Origin of the sequence: Halomonas sp. DP1Y21-3 (genome assembly GCF_019801245.1) — a bacterium.
Classification (GTDB): domain Bacteria; phylum Pseudomonadota; class Gammaproteobacteria; order Pseudomonadales; family Halomonadaceae; genus Halomonas; species Halomonas litopenaei.
Window position 1 is genome coordinate 541,416 of the sequence record NZ_JAHVJM010000002.1, and the last position, 18,334, is coordinate 559,749.

Genomic DNA, 18,334 nt, shown 5'->3' on the forward strand with positions numbered 1-18,334 from the left:
GCACACGGCTGTGGCAACATGTGACGCATCTTGGACCGCCATCCTGCCAAGGGTTCCCCGCCTGCGCATGTCGAAGATCAGGGAACCGGCCAGACGCCAGACTTCAGAAGGTACCTTCATGAGGTTGTCGAGGCGACGCCACCGGAGGCATTCAGCACCACCCGATCGCGGCCGGCGTACTTGCCTCGATACAGCGCCTGGTCGGCCCGCCGCAACAGTGCTGAGGCGCTCTCGCCCTCCAGTCGTTTGGCCACCCCCAGAGTACAGGTCAACAACACCTGCTCTCCGGTGAGCAGCGTCAAGGGCGTTGTCGCCAGACCCTTGCGAATGCGTTCGGCGATATCCAGCGCCTGATGCTCGTCGCGCTCCTTGAGCAGAATCACGAACTCTTCTCCCCCGTAACGACACACCGGATCGATGTCGCGCACGACCTCCTCGATCACCTTGCCCAGATGCTGCAGCGCGCGATCACCTTCGGCATGCCCCCAGCCATCGTTGAATCGCTTGAAGTTATCGATATCCAGCATGATCAACGACAGTGGTCGCCCGCTTACCTCGGCCTGGGCCACCGCAGCGGGCAAGGCTTCATCGAGATAGCGGCGATTGTGCACACCAGTAAGACCATCGAGATAGCTCATGCCGTGCAACCGCGCCTTCTCCTCCAGCAGCGTCTCTCGCTCGCGCTGCAACAGACTGATGCGATCGGCCAGGGCCAGCGACAAGAGGATGGCCTCCAGCGCGGAACCGATCTGGAAACCGTGCAGCGTCCAGAAGTTGTGGGGGGACAACCCATAGGTCACCAGCAGCAACAGGACCACCCCGACCACCAGCACCGACCATGCCATCAACAGCCACTGAGCGGGGCGAAAGCCACGCCACAAGCCACGCACCGACGACAGCAGAAAAGCCGTTAGCGTCAGCACCCCCAGCAGCGAATAGAACACCACGGTCAAGAAGCTCGGCAGCAGCCAGGCGATGGCGGCGGCCAGCGCCAGGAGCCAGCACAGCCACCGCATCAACGAGTCCACTCTCGGGTCCTGGCGCGCCGTCATCAGAAAACGCCGGCAGAACTGCAACCCACAGATGCTGATCACCGACAGGGCCGTCAGCAGCAAGGCCTCGTTCAGGCGTGCCCCCATCTGCGGAAAATAAAGCAGCAGCAAGCCGTTCTGACACAAGAAGTAAGCGCCCGCTCCACTCAAGAACCCCAGATACCAGAGGTAGTTGGTATCGCGAAGACTGAACAGTAGAAGGCTGTTGTAGATCACCAGGCCCGCAATCAAGCCGAAATAGAGCCCCTGCCCCAGCAACAAGTCACGCCAGTAACGGTGTAGATCGACGTCATCCAGTACCTGCACATTGAAGCGTATCGCCTGATCGGTCTCGACGCGCAACAGCAGTTCATTCGTTGCCACAGGCAAGCGGAACTGGGGCAAGGCAGCAGCGAGCCCCGGATCATCGGCAAAATGCGTCTCCCTCGCGACGGGGCGACACCCCGAGTCGTCACAGACCAGCAGCTCGACTCCCTGAACCAGAGGATTGGACAGCACCAGGCGCTGCCCGGGCAGAGCACCCACCACCCTCAGTCGCAGCCATACCGGATGCGCCTTGAGTCCCAGGCTGACCTGCTCATCGAGAGACTCTGCGGTAACCGTAGAAAGCGCTCCTTTCTCCGGTGGTTGCTGCCCCTGGTGGTCGAGTACCCACAGCGACACATTGGGCTGTGGGCGTGAGGCCTCCCCCGCCAGCTCCCACGCCAGCAGCACCACCATCGCGGTCAACAAAAGCCAAAGCCGCCCCATGCCTCTGCCCGACTCACCTCCGCCGCCCCACTGCATCGCAGCACTCCTTGTCGCCCAGACTCAGTGTAGCCGCTTCCTTCCGGCATACCTTTCCTGCGGCACTGTGCCGCCAGCGAAGTTTCAACCCAGAGGAAGGATAGTGCCCAAATCCCCCAGCAAGGACTCACTTACACGAGACGACCCAACAGGGTTGAGGTAGCGCCCCCGAGGGAGGGAGTGGCAAGGACGTCATATGCGAGTATGCTGGGACCTGAACGTGATGAAAGAACAGGAGATCGCTCACTTCACCAGCAAGGAGGTTCACATGAAGGTCTACAAACCTCAGTGGCAATGTACCCTCAACGTGACCGAGGGCGCAGAGCAGACCGCAAGCTGGAAGAATCGCCTGGCCTGGCAGCTCAGGCAGATGGCAGACCGTCTCGAAGGAGGCCGCCGCACCCTGATTCTGGATGTGGATGTCCAGCCCTCCATCGCCAAGGACGATGTGGATCGTTGCCTGGGCAAGGGCTTTGCCCTTTCCCAGACCCTGATGACCGAGCTGGCCCAGCAGGCCGCCTGCGAGGACATCATGCGTGACGCCAAGGCAGAACTGTACGAGAGCGATTGAACGACAGAGTCCCCGACCGGCGCGGCTTGATGGTGCGCCAGGCCCGGGCCAATCGTCTGCACCTGAACGCACAACACCCGCCAAGTGGCGGGTGTTGTGGTTTGTGGAAGCTCGATTTCAGAAACGCCAGCATTCTCAAAGATGGTCGGGCGGTGTTCAATATCGCTGGAAACAAGTATCGACTCGTCGTCTGGATCAACTACGCATACAGAAATGATATGGAAGCTTCACCAGGGGCTGGGTATTCCAGCCGAAGCACTCATCAAACCACCCAAGGAACACGCATAGAAACGTCGCCGCCGATCATCCTCACCCACACACATGACGTATCCTTGCTGGTGAGAGAACCAGGGAAGATCATTACGATGCCCCGACGGGCTATTAAGAAGGACTAGGCGGTCAGAAGCTCCATATCCCCACCGGTATGCACGGGGTGGCGCTGGGTCTCCTTGGCAATATTCACCGTCAAAGCCACCTTCGCCACTTCCAGCACACCGGCATCTATCGTGTAGCCTCCCCTGCCCTTGAGCCACTCAAGCACCTCGGCGAGATGCCAGATCGAGGCGCTACCTTCGTGAACCGGAACGGGAAACGTCGCTCGGTGGGAAAGCATCAACTTGCGCATTGCCTGTCGGGAAACACCCACAACATCCGCCACATCGGTCAAACCCACCAGGTCCGGCGAAGCCTCGACAAGACGTGCCGACGACACGGCGCTCTTGACGTCGGACAAGGCAGAGCGCATCGCCACTTCGGCACTGTCTGCTTCCCGGGAAAATTCCAGCGCCAGGCGCCCCGGCAGTCCCACGCCCACCAGAGCATCATCACAACCCGCAGCGCCAAGGCGCTCCACCAGGGCATCCGGGTCGCAGTCGTGGTCAGCCAGTTGGTATTTCAGTGTAAAAATATACTCCACGGCTCAATCCTCCGATTCCGACTCACCCCGGCGCCCCCACTTCAACTCGCCAGCCCTCCCCTTCCGCGTGCCTGATCGCGGCTTCGATCTCCTTTTTCGGGTGCGATGGACGAGTCATTCCTTGCCTCCAGTATGGGAACGGCCACTCATGGTTGTCAACTGACAACCCTCACCCGCCCCTTGTGCCAGAAAAACTCCTTCGCGATGGCTTCACCCCAGTCACCAAGGGTGTACGACGGCTTCAATCAAGCCGGCGCCAATACGGACATGGTGAGGGGGGATGGGGACCAGCAGTAGCGTTCCTTCCCACAGGGGATCAATAACCATCAAACTCACCTGTTTCAGCGTATTCATCGACACCCACGCCATGACAGATCGAGAGCCGGTACCGGGCACCACCGCGTTGGAGCAAGTCAGATGGCCCGCCTGGCCAGGGCCCATCATCTGCACCTGAACGCACAACACCCGCCAGATGGCGGGTGTTGTGGTTTTCGAACATTGCACCGACGCCGTCAGGTCGTCGGAGAAGGGATCATTCCCACTCGATCGTCGCCGGCGGCTTGGACGAGACGTCGTAGGTGACGCGGGAGACTCCGGACAGTTCGTTGATGATGCGGTTGGAGACCTTCTCCAGCAGTTCGTAGGGCAGGTGCGCCCAGCGGGCGGTCATGAAGTCGATGGTCTCGACGGCACGCAGGGCGATGACCCATTCGTAGCGGCGGCCATCACCGACCACACCGACGGACTTGACCGGCAGGAACACCGCGAAGGCCTGGCTGGTCTTGTGGTACCAGCCGGAATTGTGCAGCTCTTCGATGAAGATGGCGTCGGCCTCGCGCAGGATGTCGGCGTACTCCTTCTTGACCTCGCCGAGGATACGCACGCCCAGGCCCGGCCCCGGGAAGGGGTGACGGTAGACCATGTCGTAGGGCAGGCCGAGTTCCAGGCCGAGCTTGCGCACCTCGTCCTTGAACAGCTCACGCAGCGGCTCGACCAGCTTGAGCTTCATCGTCTCCGGCAGGCCACCGACGTTGTGGTGGGACTTGATCACGTGGGCCTTGCCGGTCTTGGCGGCGGCCGACTCGATCACGTCCGGGTAGATGGTGCCCTGGGCCAGGAAGTCCACACCCTCGATCTTGGCCGCTTCGCTGTCGAAGACGTCGATGAAGGTGTTGCCGATGATCTTGCGCTTGGCTTCGGGGTCGGCCTCACCTTCGAGCTTGCCGAGGAACAGCTCTTCGGCGTCGACGCGGATCACCCGCACGCCCATGTGCTGGGCGAAGGTCTCCATCACCTGATCGCCTTCGTTCTTGCGCAGCAGGCCGTTGTCGACGAACACGCAGGTCAGCTGATCGCCGATGGCCTTGTGCAACAGGGCCGCGACCACCGAGGAGTCGACCCCGCCTGACAGTCCCAGCAGCACGTGACGGTCACCGACCTGGTCACGCACCCGGGCGATCTGGTCCTCGATAATCTTGGCCGGCGTCCAGTTGCGCTCGGCGCCACAGATCTCCAGCACGAAGTGCTCGAGGATGCGCTGACCCTGCAGGGTGTGGGTGACCTCGGGGTGGAACTGTACGCCGTAGAAGCGCTTTTCCTCCCAGGCCATGGCAGCGATCGGGCAGCTCGGGGTGGAGGCGGTGACGGTGAAGGTCTCCGGCACCTGGGCGACCTTGTCACCGTGACTCATCCACACGTCCAAAAGGCCGCGTCCGCTGTCTGGATCGACGTGATCCTTGATGTCCTTGAACAGCGCCGTCTCGGCGTCCAGGCGGATCTGGGCGTAGCCGAACTCGCGCTTATTGGAGCCCTCGACCTTGCCACCCAGCTGCTCGGCCATGGTCTGCATGCCGTAGCAGATACCGAACACCGGCAGCCCCATCTCGAACACGCAGGCCGGCGCCCGCGGCGAGTCCAGCTCGGTCACCGACTCCGGGCCACCGGCCAGGATGATGCCGTTGGGGCGATACTCGCGGATCTCCTCCTCGGTGATGTCGAAGGCGCGAATCTCGGAGTAGACGCCGATCTCGCGAACCCGGCGAGCGATCAGCTGGGTGTACTGGGAGCCGAAGTCGAGGATCAGGATCTTGTGGGCGTGGATATCGGTCATGGGGACTTACCTTGCAGGCAGTGGGGCCGGTGGGCCGAGCAATCGAAAAGCGAAAAGCTGGAAGCGGCGGACCGCTTCCAGCTCAGGGTGACGAGGGGCGAGTCGCCCCGCGCGCCCTCTGGTGCAACGCGTCTGGTGCGATACGCCTGGCGCGTCACGTCAGCGCCTACCCTGCTCGATAGTTGGGCGCTTCCTTGGTGATCTGGACGTCGTGAACGTGGGACTCGTTGAAGCCGGCGCCGGTAATCTTGACGAACTCGGGCTTGGTGCGCATCTCGTCGATGCTGGCACAGCCGGTGTAGCCCATGGAGGCACGCAGGCCACCCATCAGCTGGTGCACGATGGCACCCATCACGCCCTTGTAGGGCACCCGGCCTTCGATGCCTTCCGGCACCAGCTTCTCGACGCCGTCGTCCTTGTCCTGGAAGTAGCGGTCGCTGGAGCCCTGGGTCTGGGACATGGCGCCCATGGAACCCATGCCACGGTAGGCCTTGTAGGTACGCCCCTGGAACAGCTCGACCTCGCCCGGCGCCTCCTCGGTGCCGGCCAGCAGGCCACCGACCATGATGCAGCTGGCACCGGCGGCCACCGCCTTGGCGATGTCACCGGAGAAGCGCACGCCACCGTCGGCGATCAGCGGGATGTCGAACTCCTTGAGCGCCTCGGCCACGTTGGACACCGCGGTGATCTGCGGCACGCCGACACCGGCGACGATGCGGGTGGTGCAGATGGAGCCGGGACCGATGCCCACCTTGACCGCGTCGGCACCGGCCTCGGCCAGCGCCCGGGCGGCGTCGGCGGTGGCGATGTTGCCGCCGATGACCTGGATCTGCGGGAAGTGCTCCTTGACCCAGCGCACCCGCTCGATCACGCCACGGGAATGACCGTGGGCGGTATCGACGACGAGGGCGTCGACACCGGCTTCGGCCAACGCCTTGACCCGGTCAGGGGTTTCCGGACCGGTGCCCACGGCGGCGCCGACCAGCAGGCGGCCGTCGGCGTCCTTGGCGGCGCTGGGGAAGGTGCGCGCCTTCTCGATGTCCTGGAAGGTCACCAGGCCACGCAGGCGGAAGTCGCCGTCCACCACCAGCATCTTCTCGACCCGGTGCTCCTGCATCTTGCCCTTGATGACGTCCAGCGGGGTGCCTTCCAGCACGGTCACCAGGCGATCGCTCGGGGTCATGATGTCGGCGACGCTGTCGCCATGGTTGGGCTGGAAGCGCATGTCACGCTCGGTCACTAGGCCGACCAGGGTCTCGCCCTCGACCACCGGAAAGCCGGAGAAGCCGTGTTCCTTGGCCATCGCCAGCAGGTCCTGCAGCTTGGCCTTGGGTCCGACGGTGACGGGATCCTTGACGATGACGCTCTCGTGCTTCTTGACCTTGCGCACTTCCAGCGCCTGCTGAGCGATGCCCATGCTCTTGTGGATGATGCCGATGCCACCTTCCTGGGCCATGGCGATGGCCAGGCGGGCTTCGGTGACGGTATCCATGGCGGCGGAGGCGAGGGGAATATTGAGGAAGAGGTCGCGAGTCAGGCGGGTCCGGAGACTGACGTCCTTGGGGAGAACGTCGGAATAGCCGGGAACGAGCAATACGTCGTCAAACGTAAGTGCTTCTTGGGCCATACGTAGCATAATCGGCAACACCCACTGAGGCTTTAGAGGGAGGGAAGAAGTTAATCGCCCATTATAACGTTCCGCCCCGGCCTCCGGCAATGTGCCAGCTTGACACATCGATGCGCCTCGGTTGCCATCCGCCGTCTACTCCGGCGCCAGCGCCCCGCTACCCCGTTCGACCGCTTCATCCAACGCCTGCTCGCCCTGAAAACGCGCTCGCCAGTGGTCGGCGAAGGCCTCCCGGCGGGCAGGATCGACGAAGGCCAGCAAGGTGGCGTTGGGTAGTATCGGGTAGAGCCGCTCCCCCACCTGGGTGCGCAGCCTGGCGGCGGTGTAGGGGCCGGTCACCCCCGGCAGCACGCTGAACAGTGGCGTCTGTCCCGCCAGTACCCGCTGGCCACGCTGACTCAGCAAAAACTTGACGAAGGTCTCGGCGGCCTCGACGTGGGGGGCATCGCGATGCACGAAGGCCATGCGCATCAGCACCAGCGAATAGTCCCGGGGCACCTGCACGATCACCTCGGGATGTTCCTGGGCGTAGACCATGGCGTAGGAACCCAGCAGGTTGTAGCCGAGCCAGTAGCGTCCCTGGCTGAGCCCTTCGAGCATGGCCCGGGTGGTCGTCTCCAGGCGGGTATCGACACGCCCCATGGCGCCGACCAGCTCCCAGAAGCTCGAGGAGTAGCGTGCATCCTGCTGGGCCAGGGTGTAGCCCACCCCGCTGGAAAGCGGCGAGTAGGTGGTCACCTTGCCCGTCAGCCAGCGGGCCTGGGTCGCCAGCAGTGCGTGCAGGTCGCCATGGGTCTGGGGCGGCAGCATATGCCGCGACAGATCCAGCCGATAGGCCATCACCACCGGCTCGAAGGTGAAGGCGAAGACCTCGTCGCGCCAGCGCGCCCACTCGGGCCAGCGCTCGATCTCCGGCCCGTTCAGGCGCCGCGCCAGTCCTTCATTGACCCTGGCCATCTGCCACGGCATCGCCGAGCTGATCACCACGTCCGGCGCTCTGCTCGCCCCTTCGCCCGTCGCCTGGCCTCCCTGAAGATGTCCCACCACGCTGTCGTCCACCTCCCGGGTGGTGCGATCCTCAAAGCGCAGGGGAATCTGGGGATAGGCCTGGCGAAAGGCGTCCAGCAGCGGCGCCACCACGTCAAGATCCAGCGCCGCCGAGATCACCAGCGGATCATCGTCCGAGGGGGCTCGGCTGTCGCCGCTGTGACAGCCGCCCAGCAGCAGGAGCATGAGCAGTAAAAGCGGCAGGCACGGCGACACCACCAGGGGCTGCCGCCGTGTGACCTGCGTCGCACAGCGGGCCGGGAGACGTCCACAGGATCGAAGGCGTTGTCCGGGCTGCAGGGGCATCAAGTACTCTCTCCTGGATTCACGTCGGCCGCAAAGGCACCGGTGACATCCTGTTCGTCCTTCGCCAGCGGCAGCCACAGCACCACCTCGAGTCCCTGCGGCGAGCGGTTGGCGAATTGCACACGGGCGCCCATGCGCCGGGCGGTGGTATCGACGATGGCAAGACCCAGTCCAGAGCCCTCGGTGTCCTGGCGCCCACCCCGCTGAAACGGCTGCCCCAGCGTCGCCAGCGCCGCGTCGTCGACACCGGGGCCATCATCGACGATCGACAACCGCGCCCAGTCGCCCTCGCGCGACAGATGCAGGGTGATCTCGCATCCTGTCGGCGTGTAGCGCAGGGCGTTGTCGATCAGGTTACCCAGGGCTTCGCGCAGTGCCCAGTCCTCGACACAGACCTTCAGCGGCTCCGCTGGCAGGCTGCCAAGCCCGAGGTCATGCTCCGCCGCCCGCTCCCGCGCCGCCCAGTCCAGGGCGACGTCGCGTACCAGCTCACCCAGGTCGAGCGCAGGCAGCGCCGTCTCCCGGTCGAGGTGGCGCAGTCGCGCCAGCGACAGCAATTGGCCGGCCAGTCGGCTGGTGTCCTCGGCCCGGGCGTGAACGCGCGTGAGCGCCTGGCGCCATTCATCCGGATCACTGCTGCGAAGGCCCAGCTCGCTGACGGTCTTGAGTCCCGCCAGCGGCGTCTTGAGCTGGTGGCTGGCGTCGGCGGTGAAGCGCAGAAGATCCTCGCGGCCCTGGCGCTGACGGGCGAACAGGTGGTTCAAGGCCTGGGCGAGCTCATGAAGCTCCCTGGGCACCCTGGCCGCCAGCGGACTGAAGTCATCGGCGCCGCGTCCACGAATCTGGCGGCGCAGGCGGCGCAGGGGAGACAGCGCCGCGCGCATGGTCAACCCCATCAGCACCCCGGTCAGCAGCACCATGGCAATAAAGCGCGACAGCGAACGCTCGAACAGTGAGCGGGCCAGGGCTCGGCGCCCCTCGAGGGTATGCCCGACCCACACCTGCACCGGCAGCTGGGTGACCCAACCCGCCGAGGCCACCCGCTGGGCATGCAGACGCAGCTCTCCCAGCGTCGTGGTCAAGTCCCGCGACATACCGCCTTCATCCAGCGCCTGCTGCCAGGCGACGGGGATGTCCACCGGCCAGTTACGCGACAGCGTCCTGCCTTCATCGTCCAGCACCGCGTAGAACACCCGCGCCTGGCTGTCGGTGGCGAGGATCTGCAGCGCCGCCGCCGGCACCACCACCTGGGGGATGCCGTCCTGCCAGCGCACCGCCTCGGCGATGGTCAGCGCCGCCGCCTGCAGCTGGGCGTCGAAGGCCCGCGCCGCCGCCCGCTGACTGCTGACCCAGGCCTCCACCATCAGCGCCAGCCCCAGCACTCCGACGGTGACCACCAGCCAGCCACCGAGCCGACGCTTGAGTGATCCATCGACCTCGATCACCCGTCGTCCTCTTCCAGACGGTAGCCAAGTCCGCGAAAGGTGCGGATACGCAGACCTGCGCCCTTGAGCCGCTTGCGCAGCCGGCTGACGTAGACCTCCAGGGCGTTGGAGCCCACCTCGCCGAAGCCGAAAAGTCGCCCTTCCAGGGTCTCGCGAGGCGCGATGGCTCCAGCGTGCAGCAACAGGCTTTCGACCAGCAGCAATTCGCGATGGGGCAGCGCCATGGGCTCGCCGAACAGACTGGCGGCGCCGCTGGCCGGATCGAAGGACAAGGGACCCAGGCCAAGACGGTTGTCGGCACGCTGCTGGCTGCGCCTGAGCAGCGCGCGTACCCGCGCCTCAAGTTCGGCCAGCTCAAAGGGCTTGGCCAGGTAGTCATCGGCGCCCAGGTCGAGTCCCCTGACTCGGTCATCCAGGGCGCCCCGGGCGGTCAGGATGATCACCGGGGTGCGATCGCCCGCGTCACGCAACTCGGCCAGCAGTGACAGGCCGTCACCGTCGGGCAGCCCGATGTCCAGAAGCATCAGGTCGACCCCACCCTGGCGCAGCGCCGCCCTGGCATCACTGCAGCAGGCAAACACCTCCACGGTATTGCCAAGGGGGGTCAGGGCCTCGACCAGCGAGCGGCTGATGAGGGCATCATCTTCGACGACGAGAAGGCGCATGCGACTAATGTCTTATCCAGGCAGGGAGGGCATGACAGGTTGATGAAAGCTAGTCGGCCTAGCATCTCTCACGTTAAAGCACCCCGGTTTCATCAATCCATAATAATAGTTGTCAGGAGTCCGCATGAAGAATATCACAGCTCTACCCGCCGCCCTGCTGCTCGGCGCCAGCCTCAGCGTCGGCACCGCCCAGGCCGCCGACGAGGCCGAATGCATCGCCCCGGCCAAGCCCGGCGGTGGCTACGACCTGACCTGCCGGCTGGCCGCCAATGGTCTGCTCGAGACCGGACTGATCGAGGACCCGATGCTGGTCACCTACATGCCCGGCGGCATCGGTGCGGTGGCCTACAACCACGTCAATGGCGTGCGCACCGACGACCCCAACCTGATCGTCGCCGCCAGCACCGGCGCCGCGGTCAACCTGGCGCTGGGCAAGTTCGGCCAGTACGACGCCAGCGAAGTGCGCTGGGTCGGCGCCCTGGGAGTCGACTACGGCGCCATCGTGGTCAAGGCCGACGCGCCCTGGCAGACCCTGGATGAGCTGATGACGGCGCTGCAGGAAGACCCCACCCAGGTCGCCTTCGGCGCCGGTGGAAGCGTGGGCAGCCAGGACTGGATGAAGGCCGCGCTGACCGCCAAGGCCGCCGACGTCGATCCGCGCAGCCTGCGCTACGTGGCCTTCGAGGGTGGCGGTGAAGCCCTGGCCGCACTGCTCGGCAACCATATCCAGGTGTTCTCCGGTGACCTCTCGGAGCTCAAGTCCCAGCTCGAGAGCGGCGACATCCGCGTGCTGGCGGCGCTGTCCGAGGAGCGCATGGGCGGCCCCTACGCCGAGATTCCCACCGCCGCCGAACAGGGTTACGACGTCCAGTGGCCGATCTGGCGCGGCTACTACATGGGCCCCGAGGTCAGCGACGAGGCCTACCAGGCCTGGGTCGAGCGCCTCGAGAACCTGGCCGACAACGAGACCTTCGCCGAGCTGCGCGAAGCTCGCGGCCTGTTCCCCATGGCCCGCTTCGGTGACGACTTCGACGGCTACGTCAAGGATCAGGTCGCCGGCTTCAAGGAGCTGGCCGCAGAAGTAGGTCTGACCCAATGAGTATCGCCGCCGACCGCTGTCTAGGTATCGCCCTGATGGGGTTGGCGGCGTTTACCGCCGTCAACGCCCTGTCCCTCGAGGTGCCTTTCAGCTACGACCCCGTCGGCCCCAAGGCCTTTCCGCTGGGGCTCTCCATCCTGCTGGGGCTGCTGTCGCTGGTTCTGGTGATACGTCCGGGTGAAAACGGCCACTGGCCCGACAAGCGCCTGGGATTGCGCCTGGTCGGCGTGCTGGTGCTGCTGCTGGTCTACGCCGTGCTGTTCCCGCGCCTGGGCTTTTTGTTGAGCTCGATGCTGGTGATCGCCGCCCTGGCCTGGCTGTTCGAGGCCAGTCCGCTCAAGGCCGTGGCCACCGGTGTGCTGATGGCGCTGGGCGGCCAGTGGCTGTTTACCCATGGCCTTGGCATCGGCCTGCCCGGCTTGCCGTGGTAGCGCGAACCGCCGTCCTGAAGCCAGCTCCTGTAACAGCTTAGCTGCCAGCGCGGCCCCAGCCCTGACCGCCACCGATCCCTGATCAAGGTGTTCCCATGTTCGACTTTCTTATTGAAGGCTTCGGCGTCGCCCTGACGCCGCTCAATCTTGGCCTGGCCTTCCTCGGCGCGCTGCTGGGCACCCTGTTCGGCGCCCTGCCGGGCATCGGGCCAATCAACGGCATCGCCATCCTGATGCCGCTGGCCTACACCCTGGGCCTGCCCGTCGAATCCGCGCTGATCCTGCTGGCCGGCATCTACACCGGTGCCGAGTACGGCGGGCGCATGTCCAGCATCCTGCTCAATGTGCCCGGCGACGCCGGCGCGGTGATGACCACCCTCGACGGCCATCCGCTGGCCAAGCGTGGCCTGGCCGGTCCGGCGCTGGGCCTGTCGGCGGTGGCGTCCTTTGTCGGCGCCACCATCGCCATCATCGGCCTGACCCTGTTCGCCCCGCTGCTGGCCCGGGTGGCGGTGATGTTCGGTCCCGCCGAATTCTTCGCGCTGATGGTGTTCGCCTTCTCGTCGATGTCGGTAATGATGGGCAAGGACCCGATCAAGACTGCCATCGGCGCCGTGCTCGGCGTGCTGATCGGCACCGTCGGCGTCGACTCCGGCACCGGCGTGATGCGCTACACCTTCGGCATGCCGGAGCTCTATGACGGTATCGACTTCGTGGTGATGATCATCGGCCTGTTCGCCATCAGCGAGATCCTGCTGATGCTCGAGCACGCCCATCGCGACGACGTCGATGACACCCTGCCTCCGCTGGGCCGGGTATTCGTCAGCCTCAAGGAAGTGATGGCCTGCAAGGGCACCATGCTGCGCTCCGGTGTGCTCGGCTTCATCATCGGCGTACTGCCGGGAACTGGCGCCTCGGTGGCCGGGGCGGTGTCCTACACCACCGAAAAGCGGCTGGTGGACAAGGACAACACCTTCGGCACCGGCGACATGCGTGGCCTGGCGGCGCCCGAAGCGGCCAACAACGCTTCCGCCGCAGGCTCCTTCGTACCGATGCTGACCCTGGGCATCCCCGGCTCCGGCACCACCGCGGTGCTGCTCGGCGCGCTGATGCTCTACAACATCACCCCGGGTCCGATGATGTTCACCGACAACCCGGAGGTCGCCGGTGGCCTGATCGCCTCGCTGTACATCGGCAACCTGGTGTTGCTGGCGCTCAACCTGCCGCTGGCCGGGGTCTTCGCCAAGGTGCTGACCATCCCGCGCTGGGTGCTGGTGCCGGCCATCGCCGTGCTATCCTTCGTCGGGGTCTATCAGCTGCATTCCGACCTGACCGCCATCTATCTGATGCTCGTCATCGGTGTCTTCGGCTACCTGCTGCGCAAGCTCGGCTTCTCGCTGGCGCCGGTCATCCTCGGCTACGTGCTGGGCGGCCTGATGGAAGAGAACCTGCGTCGGGCTTTGGCGATCAGCGGTGGTGACACCGCCATCCTGTGGCAGTCCGGCATCTCGCTGTCGCTGTGGATCGCCGCCTCGGCACTGCTTGTACTGCCCTGGCTGGTACCCAAGCTGCTCAAGCAACGGCCCTCGAGCCAGGCTTGATGCAACGGGCTTCAGGGCCATGCTCGAGTCGCCCCGGCAAAGGCCCTGGCATCGCTCTTATATGGCCCGCACGAAGCCCCTGCGTAGCCTTTGTGTAGCCCTTAATGTAGCCCTCGTGTAGTCCCTGCGCGGCGCCATCTGGCGCCGCGCGCCGTCGTCAGGCTCGATCACCACCACCTGTGCACAGAGTACAGGCAACGCACACAGGAGACGCCATGCCCGCCGCCCCCTCACTCCTTCCCCCCGGCGCCTGGCGCTTCCTGCCCACACTGGCCCTGGGCAGCCTGGGCGGGGTCATCGCCTACCTGATTGACCTGCCGCTTCCGTGGCTGCTCGGCGCCCTGATCACCACCACCCTGGCGAGCCTCGCCGGGGTGCGCCTGGGCTCGCCGGGACGGTTGCGCAAGGGGGTTCTGGTGGTCATCGGGGTGATGCTGGGCTCGGCCTTCACCCCGGAGCTGTCCGGCGATATCACCGCCTGGGCCGCCAGCGCCGCAATCATGCTCGCCGCCACCGCGGTAATGATGGTGGTGGCGGTGGCCTTCAGCTACCGCGTGGCCGGTCACTCGCTGGACACCGCGCTCTACGCCGGCGCCCCGGGCGGACTGTCGGCGCTGTTGATGATGGCCCACGAGTCTGGCGCTGACCTGCGCGCCGTCGGTATCACCCACGCGGTGCGTATCCTGGTGCTGCTGCTGGCGATTCCACCGATCCTCGGCCTGTTCGGCCACGTGGATCTGGCCGGCGCCAGCAACGGGCCGGCCCAGTGGAGCCAGCTACCCTCGCTCGCCGGCACCGCCTGGCTGGTGGTAGCGGCGGTGCTCGGCGCCGTGGTCGGCCGGGTGCTGCGCCTGCCCAACGCCCTGCTGTTCGGCCCGGCGCTGGTGTCGTCGCTGCTGCACTTTTCCGGGCTGACCCACGCGGTGCTGCCACCGGCGCTGATCGCCCTGGCTCAGGTAGTCATCGGCACCTCGGTGGGCGTGCGCTTCGTCGGCGTGGCGCTGTCCGACATGGCGCGACAGCTGGGACTGGCGGTGGTCCAGGCGCTGATCCTGGTGGTGCTGGCGGTGGCGGCAGCCTGGGTCGGCCAGGCGCTGACCGGCATCTCGGTGGCCGCGGCACTGCTGGCCTACATGCCGGGTGGGGCGCCGGAGCTGAGCCTGGTGGCGCTGTCACTGAACATCGAACCGGCCTTCGTCACCTCCCACCATCTGCTGCGCATCACCGTTCTGCTGGTGGCGTTGCCGCCGCTGGTGGGCTGGGCCCATCGCCGCCTCAGGGCCTGACGGCATCTGGATTCTGGCGTGGCGCCTGGGCTCAGGCGTGGGCGTTCAGGAACGTCATCAACCGGGGAAAGACCTCACGGTCGACCCGGGCGCCCATGAACACGTCCTGATGACCGTAGCCGTCGATGATCGCGAGCTCATGGCGGCCCGGGGCGGCCTCCTCCAGGGCCCGGTGGCAGTGCACGTTGCTGTCGGTGAAGACGCGATTGTCGCGTCCCGTCAGCAACAGGCAGGGGGTATCGACGCGGCGCGCCTCGAGCAGGTAGTCGTCGGGTAGCGCGGCGTATTCGGGTGCCTCGCGCATCTTCACCGTGCGATGGCCCCGGCCCAGCATCTTCAAGACATGACGGTGATAGTTGAGCCCTACCGGGCCGTAGAGGTCACCACCCCGTCGGTGGGTGCGCTCGTCCAGGTTCTCGTGGTTGTACAGTGCCGGCCAGCCGGTGCCCCACATCAGTGACAGCATATGGCAGGCCGGCACGTCGCATTCGCGGTGGAACAGCGATACGCCTTTCGACAACAGCTTGCCCAGCGTGAATCTTGGATCCTCGCTCCAGCGCGGGCTGACGTAGGGCTGCTGGAAGATGCGCTCGATCACGAAGGGAAAGATGTGGCCCTTGATCCTCGACCAGCGCGGTACATGGGGCGTCAGCGCAACGCTGTTGAGGATGCAGGAGCGAATGCCGCTGACGGTGCCGCCGAACAGTGCCATGGCAAAGCCCATCGAGCCGAGACAATGAGCGATCACGTGCAGCTCGACGTCGTCACCGGCGACCTGACGGATCTTTGCCACCGCCGCGGGAAAGTCAAACAGCGCACAGTCATCCATGGAGTAGCGGTTGGGCTGCAGGTTGTAGGGGTGGCGGTTGCTCATGCGGAAGTCCAGCGTCCACACCTCGTCGACCCCTTCGTCCAAAAGGAAGCTGACCAGATTGCGATGCTCGGGCTGGATGAACATGTCGCTGGAGGTGGTCAGGCCATGAACGATCATCACCGCCATGCGCCCCTGGCCACGCCGAAAGCGCAGCAGCGACAGCCCCAGGCCATCCTCGGTACAGAAGCCGTGTTGGGTGACCTCGGCGTCGACAACGCCGTCGAGGGTGTAGAGGGGGATCTCGCGGGCCATGATGTTACCTCCCGGTGGGTCGCCGCTTCCGTCTGCTAGGCCAGCATCCGCGCCATGGCGCGCTCGGCCAGGGCGGCGATGGTGCGCGAGGGATTGAGCCCCAGCGCGCGCGGCACGATGGCACCGTCGAGCACGTACAGTCGCGGATAGCCGAACACCTCCCCGGCATGGTCGACCACCCCGTCCCAGCGATTCTCTCCCATGGGACAACCGCCCAGTGGGTGCGGGGTGATCAAATAGTCCAGCAGGCGCCAGCTCGGTGGCTCGATGGCGACGCCTCCGGTGGCCGCGCTCAGGCGCTTGTGGCGTTCGCACAGCGCCTGCACCGTGGCTCGCGACGCGGCCACCCGATAGTCCAGGCTCAACGACGGCTCTCGCTCCAGCCAACGCCGCGTCAGCCTCAGCACCCCGTCGGCGGTGTCCATGCCCTGGCCGAACCAGGGCATCAGGCAGCGATCGGGGTCATTCTCCTTGAGCGCCTCGGCCAGCACCGCGCGCCAGCCACCCCGCAACATGCTCGCGGTGGCGGAGCGCGACAGCAATTGCGTCAAGGCGTGGGCGATCAAGTCAGGGTAGCCGCCGTCCTCGACGAAGTAGCGCTCACCGCCGTCGCTGCCGTCGAGATAGTCGATGGCGGCGCTGATGGTCGGCCCGCGACAGGCATCGATGCGTCTGTTCGGGTAGATCGCGGGGGTCAGGAAATCGCCATTGGCGCACCAGTGATGGCCGAGCAGCGGCGACAGTTCCGGCAGAGTGCGGTACTGGTCCCTGGCCCGCAGCAACAGCTCGGTGGACCCCAGCGAGCCGGCGGCAAGGATCACTCGCTCGGCGCGCTCGTGACGGATCGTCGGCGCGCCTTCCAGATGCTGAAAGGTCACCCGGTAGCCCCCGGATTCCGGCACCAGCGATCGCACCATGCTCAATGGACGTATCTGCGCCCCCAGCTGCTCCGCCCGGGCCAGGTAATTCAGGTCAAGGGTATTGCGGGCCCCCACCGGGCAGCCGATATCGCAATAGCCGCAGTGGATGCAGGTCCCCTGTTCCTTGCCGTGGACATTGAGGGTCTGCCGACTGTGTCGACGGTGGTGAGGCTCACTGAGCCGATAGTTCCAGTCGGGGTCGAAGCGCACCGCCAGCGGCAAGGGGCGAAAGCGATCGCCGTCACCGCTGCGCACGGCGGCCTCCTGGACCAGTCGATAGCGCTCGCTGACCTGGCCCGCGGGGACCTCGGCCACCTCCAGCATCTGGCCTACCCGGTCCTGGTAGGGGACGAGTTCATCGAAGTCGATCGCCTCCGGCCAGCCACTGTCGAAGGCGAAGCGCTCAGCCGGCACCGAGACATTGGCGTAGACCAGCGAACCACCACCCACGCCAGCGCCCTGTGCCACCGCCATGCGCGAAAAGAAGCGCAGGTCGAGCCAGCCATGACGCTCCCGAGGGGCGTCCACATCGAAGCACCAGTCATCATCCGGCCCCCGGGGGAAGTCCTCGCGCTCCCAGCGTCTTCCGCGCTCAAGCACCAGCACCTTGAGCCCGGCCTCGGCGAGCCGGCAGGCCGCCACGGCCCCACCAAACCCTGACCCCACCACGATGGCGTCGTAGTTCATGCCTCGGGCTCCCGGCGAATGACCCAGGGCGCATAGAGGTGCCACAGTTCACCAAAGAAGAAGCGACCGAAATCCGCCACCGTGCGCAGGTCCCCTTGGCCCGTCGGCGTCATGGTCTTGAGCATGGCCATCAACTCGGCCACGCCCAGGTGCAGGATGCCCGCCCCGAGAATGTCGGCCGTGGCGCTCTCGCCCTCATGCAGAGTGGTATAGAGGGTGGTGGTATCGCGCCAGAGATCAGGCCCCGGATCGTCGTTGACCCGCTTCACCCCGTGCAGGAACAATCGCCGCTCATCCAGTTCCAGAACCGCGTCGTAGACCATCTGACGCCCCGCCCCGGGGCCCTGGGAAAACAACTGAAAGTCGCCCTCGAGAATCACCAACCCAAGGCCCAGCGGGGCAAAATCGACGACACCACCCAGCCTGCCGTGGTGGCGGTCGTCGGCCAGGAAGGCGCCCATGTCGTCGATCTGGACCTTGGCGTGGAGGGCCAGCTCGGTGCCTTCTGTATGCCCCAGCCGTTCACCACGCTCGGGCGCCTGGCTTCCGAGCGAAAAATGGCCTCGCATGGTTTCCTCGAACAGCAATCCCGCCAGCATGGGGTTAGTCGTATTCACCGCCATTTCTCCAGGAAAGGACCTGCTCTTGCGCCTGTCGTC

At 65.6% G+C, this 18,334-nt stretch carries 15 protein-coding genes and 1 pseudogene; 6 read left to right on the forward strand and 10 right to left on the reverse strand.

Annotated elements, in window-relative coordinates; genetic code table 11:
• Window positions 1-116: 116 nt before the first annotated feature.
• A complete protein-coding gene (locus KUV74_RS07565) occupies window positions 117-1,838 on the reverse strand; it encodes a GGDEF domain-containing protein (RefSeq protein WP_108132347.1) in 1,722 nt (573 codons plus the stop codon).
• A gap of 268 nt (window positions 1,839-2,106) precedes the next feature.
• Between KUV74_RS07565 and KUV74_RS07570 the strand changes: the two genes are divergently transcribed.
• Together KUV74_RS07570 and KUV74_RS07575 are read left to right on the forward strand one after the other, a co-directional pair.
• Window positions 2,107-2,409: a hypothetical protein gene (locus KUV74_RS07570; RefSeq protein WP_045991267.1), complete on the forward strand. Its 303-nt coding sequence runs from the start codon at window positions 2,107-2,109 to the stop codon at window positions 2,407-2,409.
• Window positions 2,410-2,516: 107 nt separating this feature from the next.
• Window positions 2,517-2,621: pseudogene (locus tag KUV74_RS07575) on the forward strand (type II toxin-antitoxin system HigB family toxin); the annotation flags it as partial.
• A gap of 179 nt (window positions 2,622-2,800) precedes the next feature.
• On the opposite strand, the gene KUV74_RS07580 reads toward KUV74_RS07575, so the two are convergent.
• From KUV74_RS07580 to KUV74_RS07605, 6 genes are all read right to left on the reverse strand, one after another.
• The gene (locus KUV74_RS07580; protein ID WP_222516026.1) at window positions 2,801-3,325 is read right to left on the reverse strand and encodes a helix-turn-helix transcriptional regulator; all 525 of its coding nucleotides are present in this window, start codon (window positions 3,323-3,325) and stop codon (window positions 2,801-2,803) included.
• Window positions 3,326-3,857: 532 nt separating this feature from the next.
• A complete protein-coding gene (gene guaA / locus KUV74_RS07585; protein WP_045991086.1) occupies window positions 3,858-5,435 on the reverse strand; it encodes a glutamine-hydrolyzing GMP synthase in 1,578 nt (525 codons plus the stop codon).
• 166 nt (window positions 5,436-5,601) lie between these two features.
• Window positions 5,602-7,071 (reverse strand): IMP dehydrogenase, encoded by a 1,470-nt coding sequence (guaB, locus tag KUV74_RS07590; protein ID WP_222516027.1) that lies wholly within the window; start codon window positions 7,069-7,071, stop codon window positions 5,602-5,604.
• A 126-nt stretch (window positions 7,072-7,197) separates the two neighbouring features.
• A complete protein-coding gene (locus tag KUV74_RS07595; RefSeq protein ID WP_222516028.1) occupies window positions 7,198-8,295 on the reverse strand; it encodes an ABC transporter substrate-binding protein in 1,098 nt (365 codons plus the stop codon).
• Between the two features lie 119 nt (window positions 8,296-8,414).
• The gene (locus KUV74_RS07600; RefSeq protein WP_222516029.1) at window positions 8,415-9,860 is read right to left on the reverse strand and encodes a sensor histidine kinase; all 1,446 of its coding nucleotides are present in this window, start codon (window positions 9,858-9,860) and stop codon (window positions 8,415-8,417) included.
• Complete coding sequence (locus KUV74_RS07605; protein ID WP_222516030.1) at window positions 9,857-10,525, reverse strand: response regulator; 669 nt, start codon at window positions 10,523-10,525, stop codon at window positions 9,857-9,859. Before KUV74_RS07605 ends, KUV74_RS07600 begins: the two co-directional genes overlap by 4 nt.
• Window positions 10,526-10,649: 124 nt before the next feature.
• Between KUV74_RS07605 and KUV74_RS07610 the strand changes: the two genes are divergently transcribed.
• The 4 genes from KUV74_RS07610 (at window position 10,650) to KUV74_RS07625 (ending at window position 14,942) form a co-directional block, all read left to right on the forward strand.
• Complete coding sequence (locus tag KUV74_RS07610) at window positions 10,650-11,624, forward strand: Bug family tripartite tricarboxylate transporter substrate binding protein (protein WP_222516031.1); 975 nt, start codon at window positions 10,650-10,652, stop codon at window positions 11,622-11,624.
• The gene (locus KUV74_RS07615) at window positions 11,621-12,055 is read left to right on the forward strand and encodes a tripartite tricarboxylate transporter TctB family protein (protein WP_222516032.1); all 435 of its coding nucleotides are present in this window, start codon (window positions 11,621-11,623) and stop codon (window positions 12,053-12,055) included. Before KUV74_RS07610 ends, KUV74_RS07615 begins: the two co-directional genes overlap by 4 nt.
• Window positions 12,056-12,150: 95 nt before the next feature.
• Entirely contained in the window at window positions 12,151-13,656 is a 1,506-nt protein-coding gene (locus tag KUV74_RS07620; RefSeq protein WP_222516033.1) for a tripartite tricarboxylate transporter permease, read from the forward strand.
• A gap of 215 nt (window positions 13,657-13,871) precedes the next feature.
• On the forward strand, window positions 13,872-14,942 hold the full coding sequence (locus KUV74_RS07625; RefSeq protein WP_124803390.1) for an AbrB family transcriptional regulator: 1,071 nt from the start codon (window positions 13,872-13,874) through the stop codon (window positions 14,940-14,942).
• A gap of 31 nt (window positions 14,943-14,973) precedes the next feature.
• Here KUV74_RS07625 and KUV74_RS07630 read toward each other — a convergent pair whose 3' ends face one another.
• Genes KUV74_RS07630 through KUV74_RS07640 form a run of 3 tightly spaced genes read right to left on the reverse strand, consistent with a single transcriptional unit; the run spans window position 14,974 to window position 18,292 of the window.
• Entirely contained in the window at window positions 14,974-16,068 is a 1,095-nt protein-coding gene (locus KUV74_RS07630; protein ID WP_124803392.1) for an alpha/beta hydrolase, read from the reverse strand.
• Between the two features lie 35 nt (window positions 16,069-16,103).
• Entirely contained in the window at window positions 16,104-17,675 is a 1,572-nt protein-coding gene (locus tag KUV74_RS07635) for a GMC oxidoreductase (protein WP_222516034.1), read from the reverse strand.
• Window positions 17,672-18,292 (reverse strand): hypothetical protein, encoded by a 621-nt coding sequence (locus tag KUV74_RS07640; RefSeq protein WP_157032936.1) that lies wholly within the window; start codon window positions 18,290-18,292, stop codon window positions 17,672-17,674. The genes KUV74_RS07635 and KUV74_RS07640 overlap by 4 nt, the downstream gene beginning before the upstream one ends.
• Window positions 18,293-18,334 lie beyond the last annotated feature (42 nt).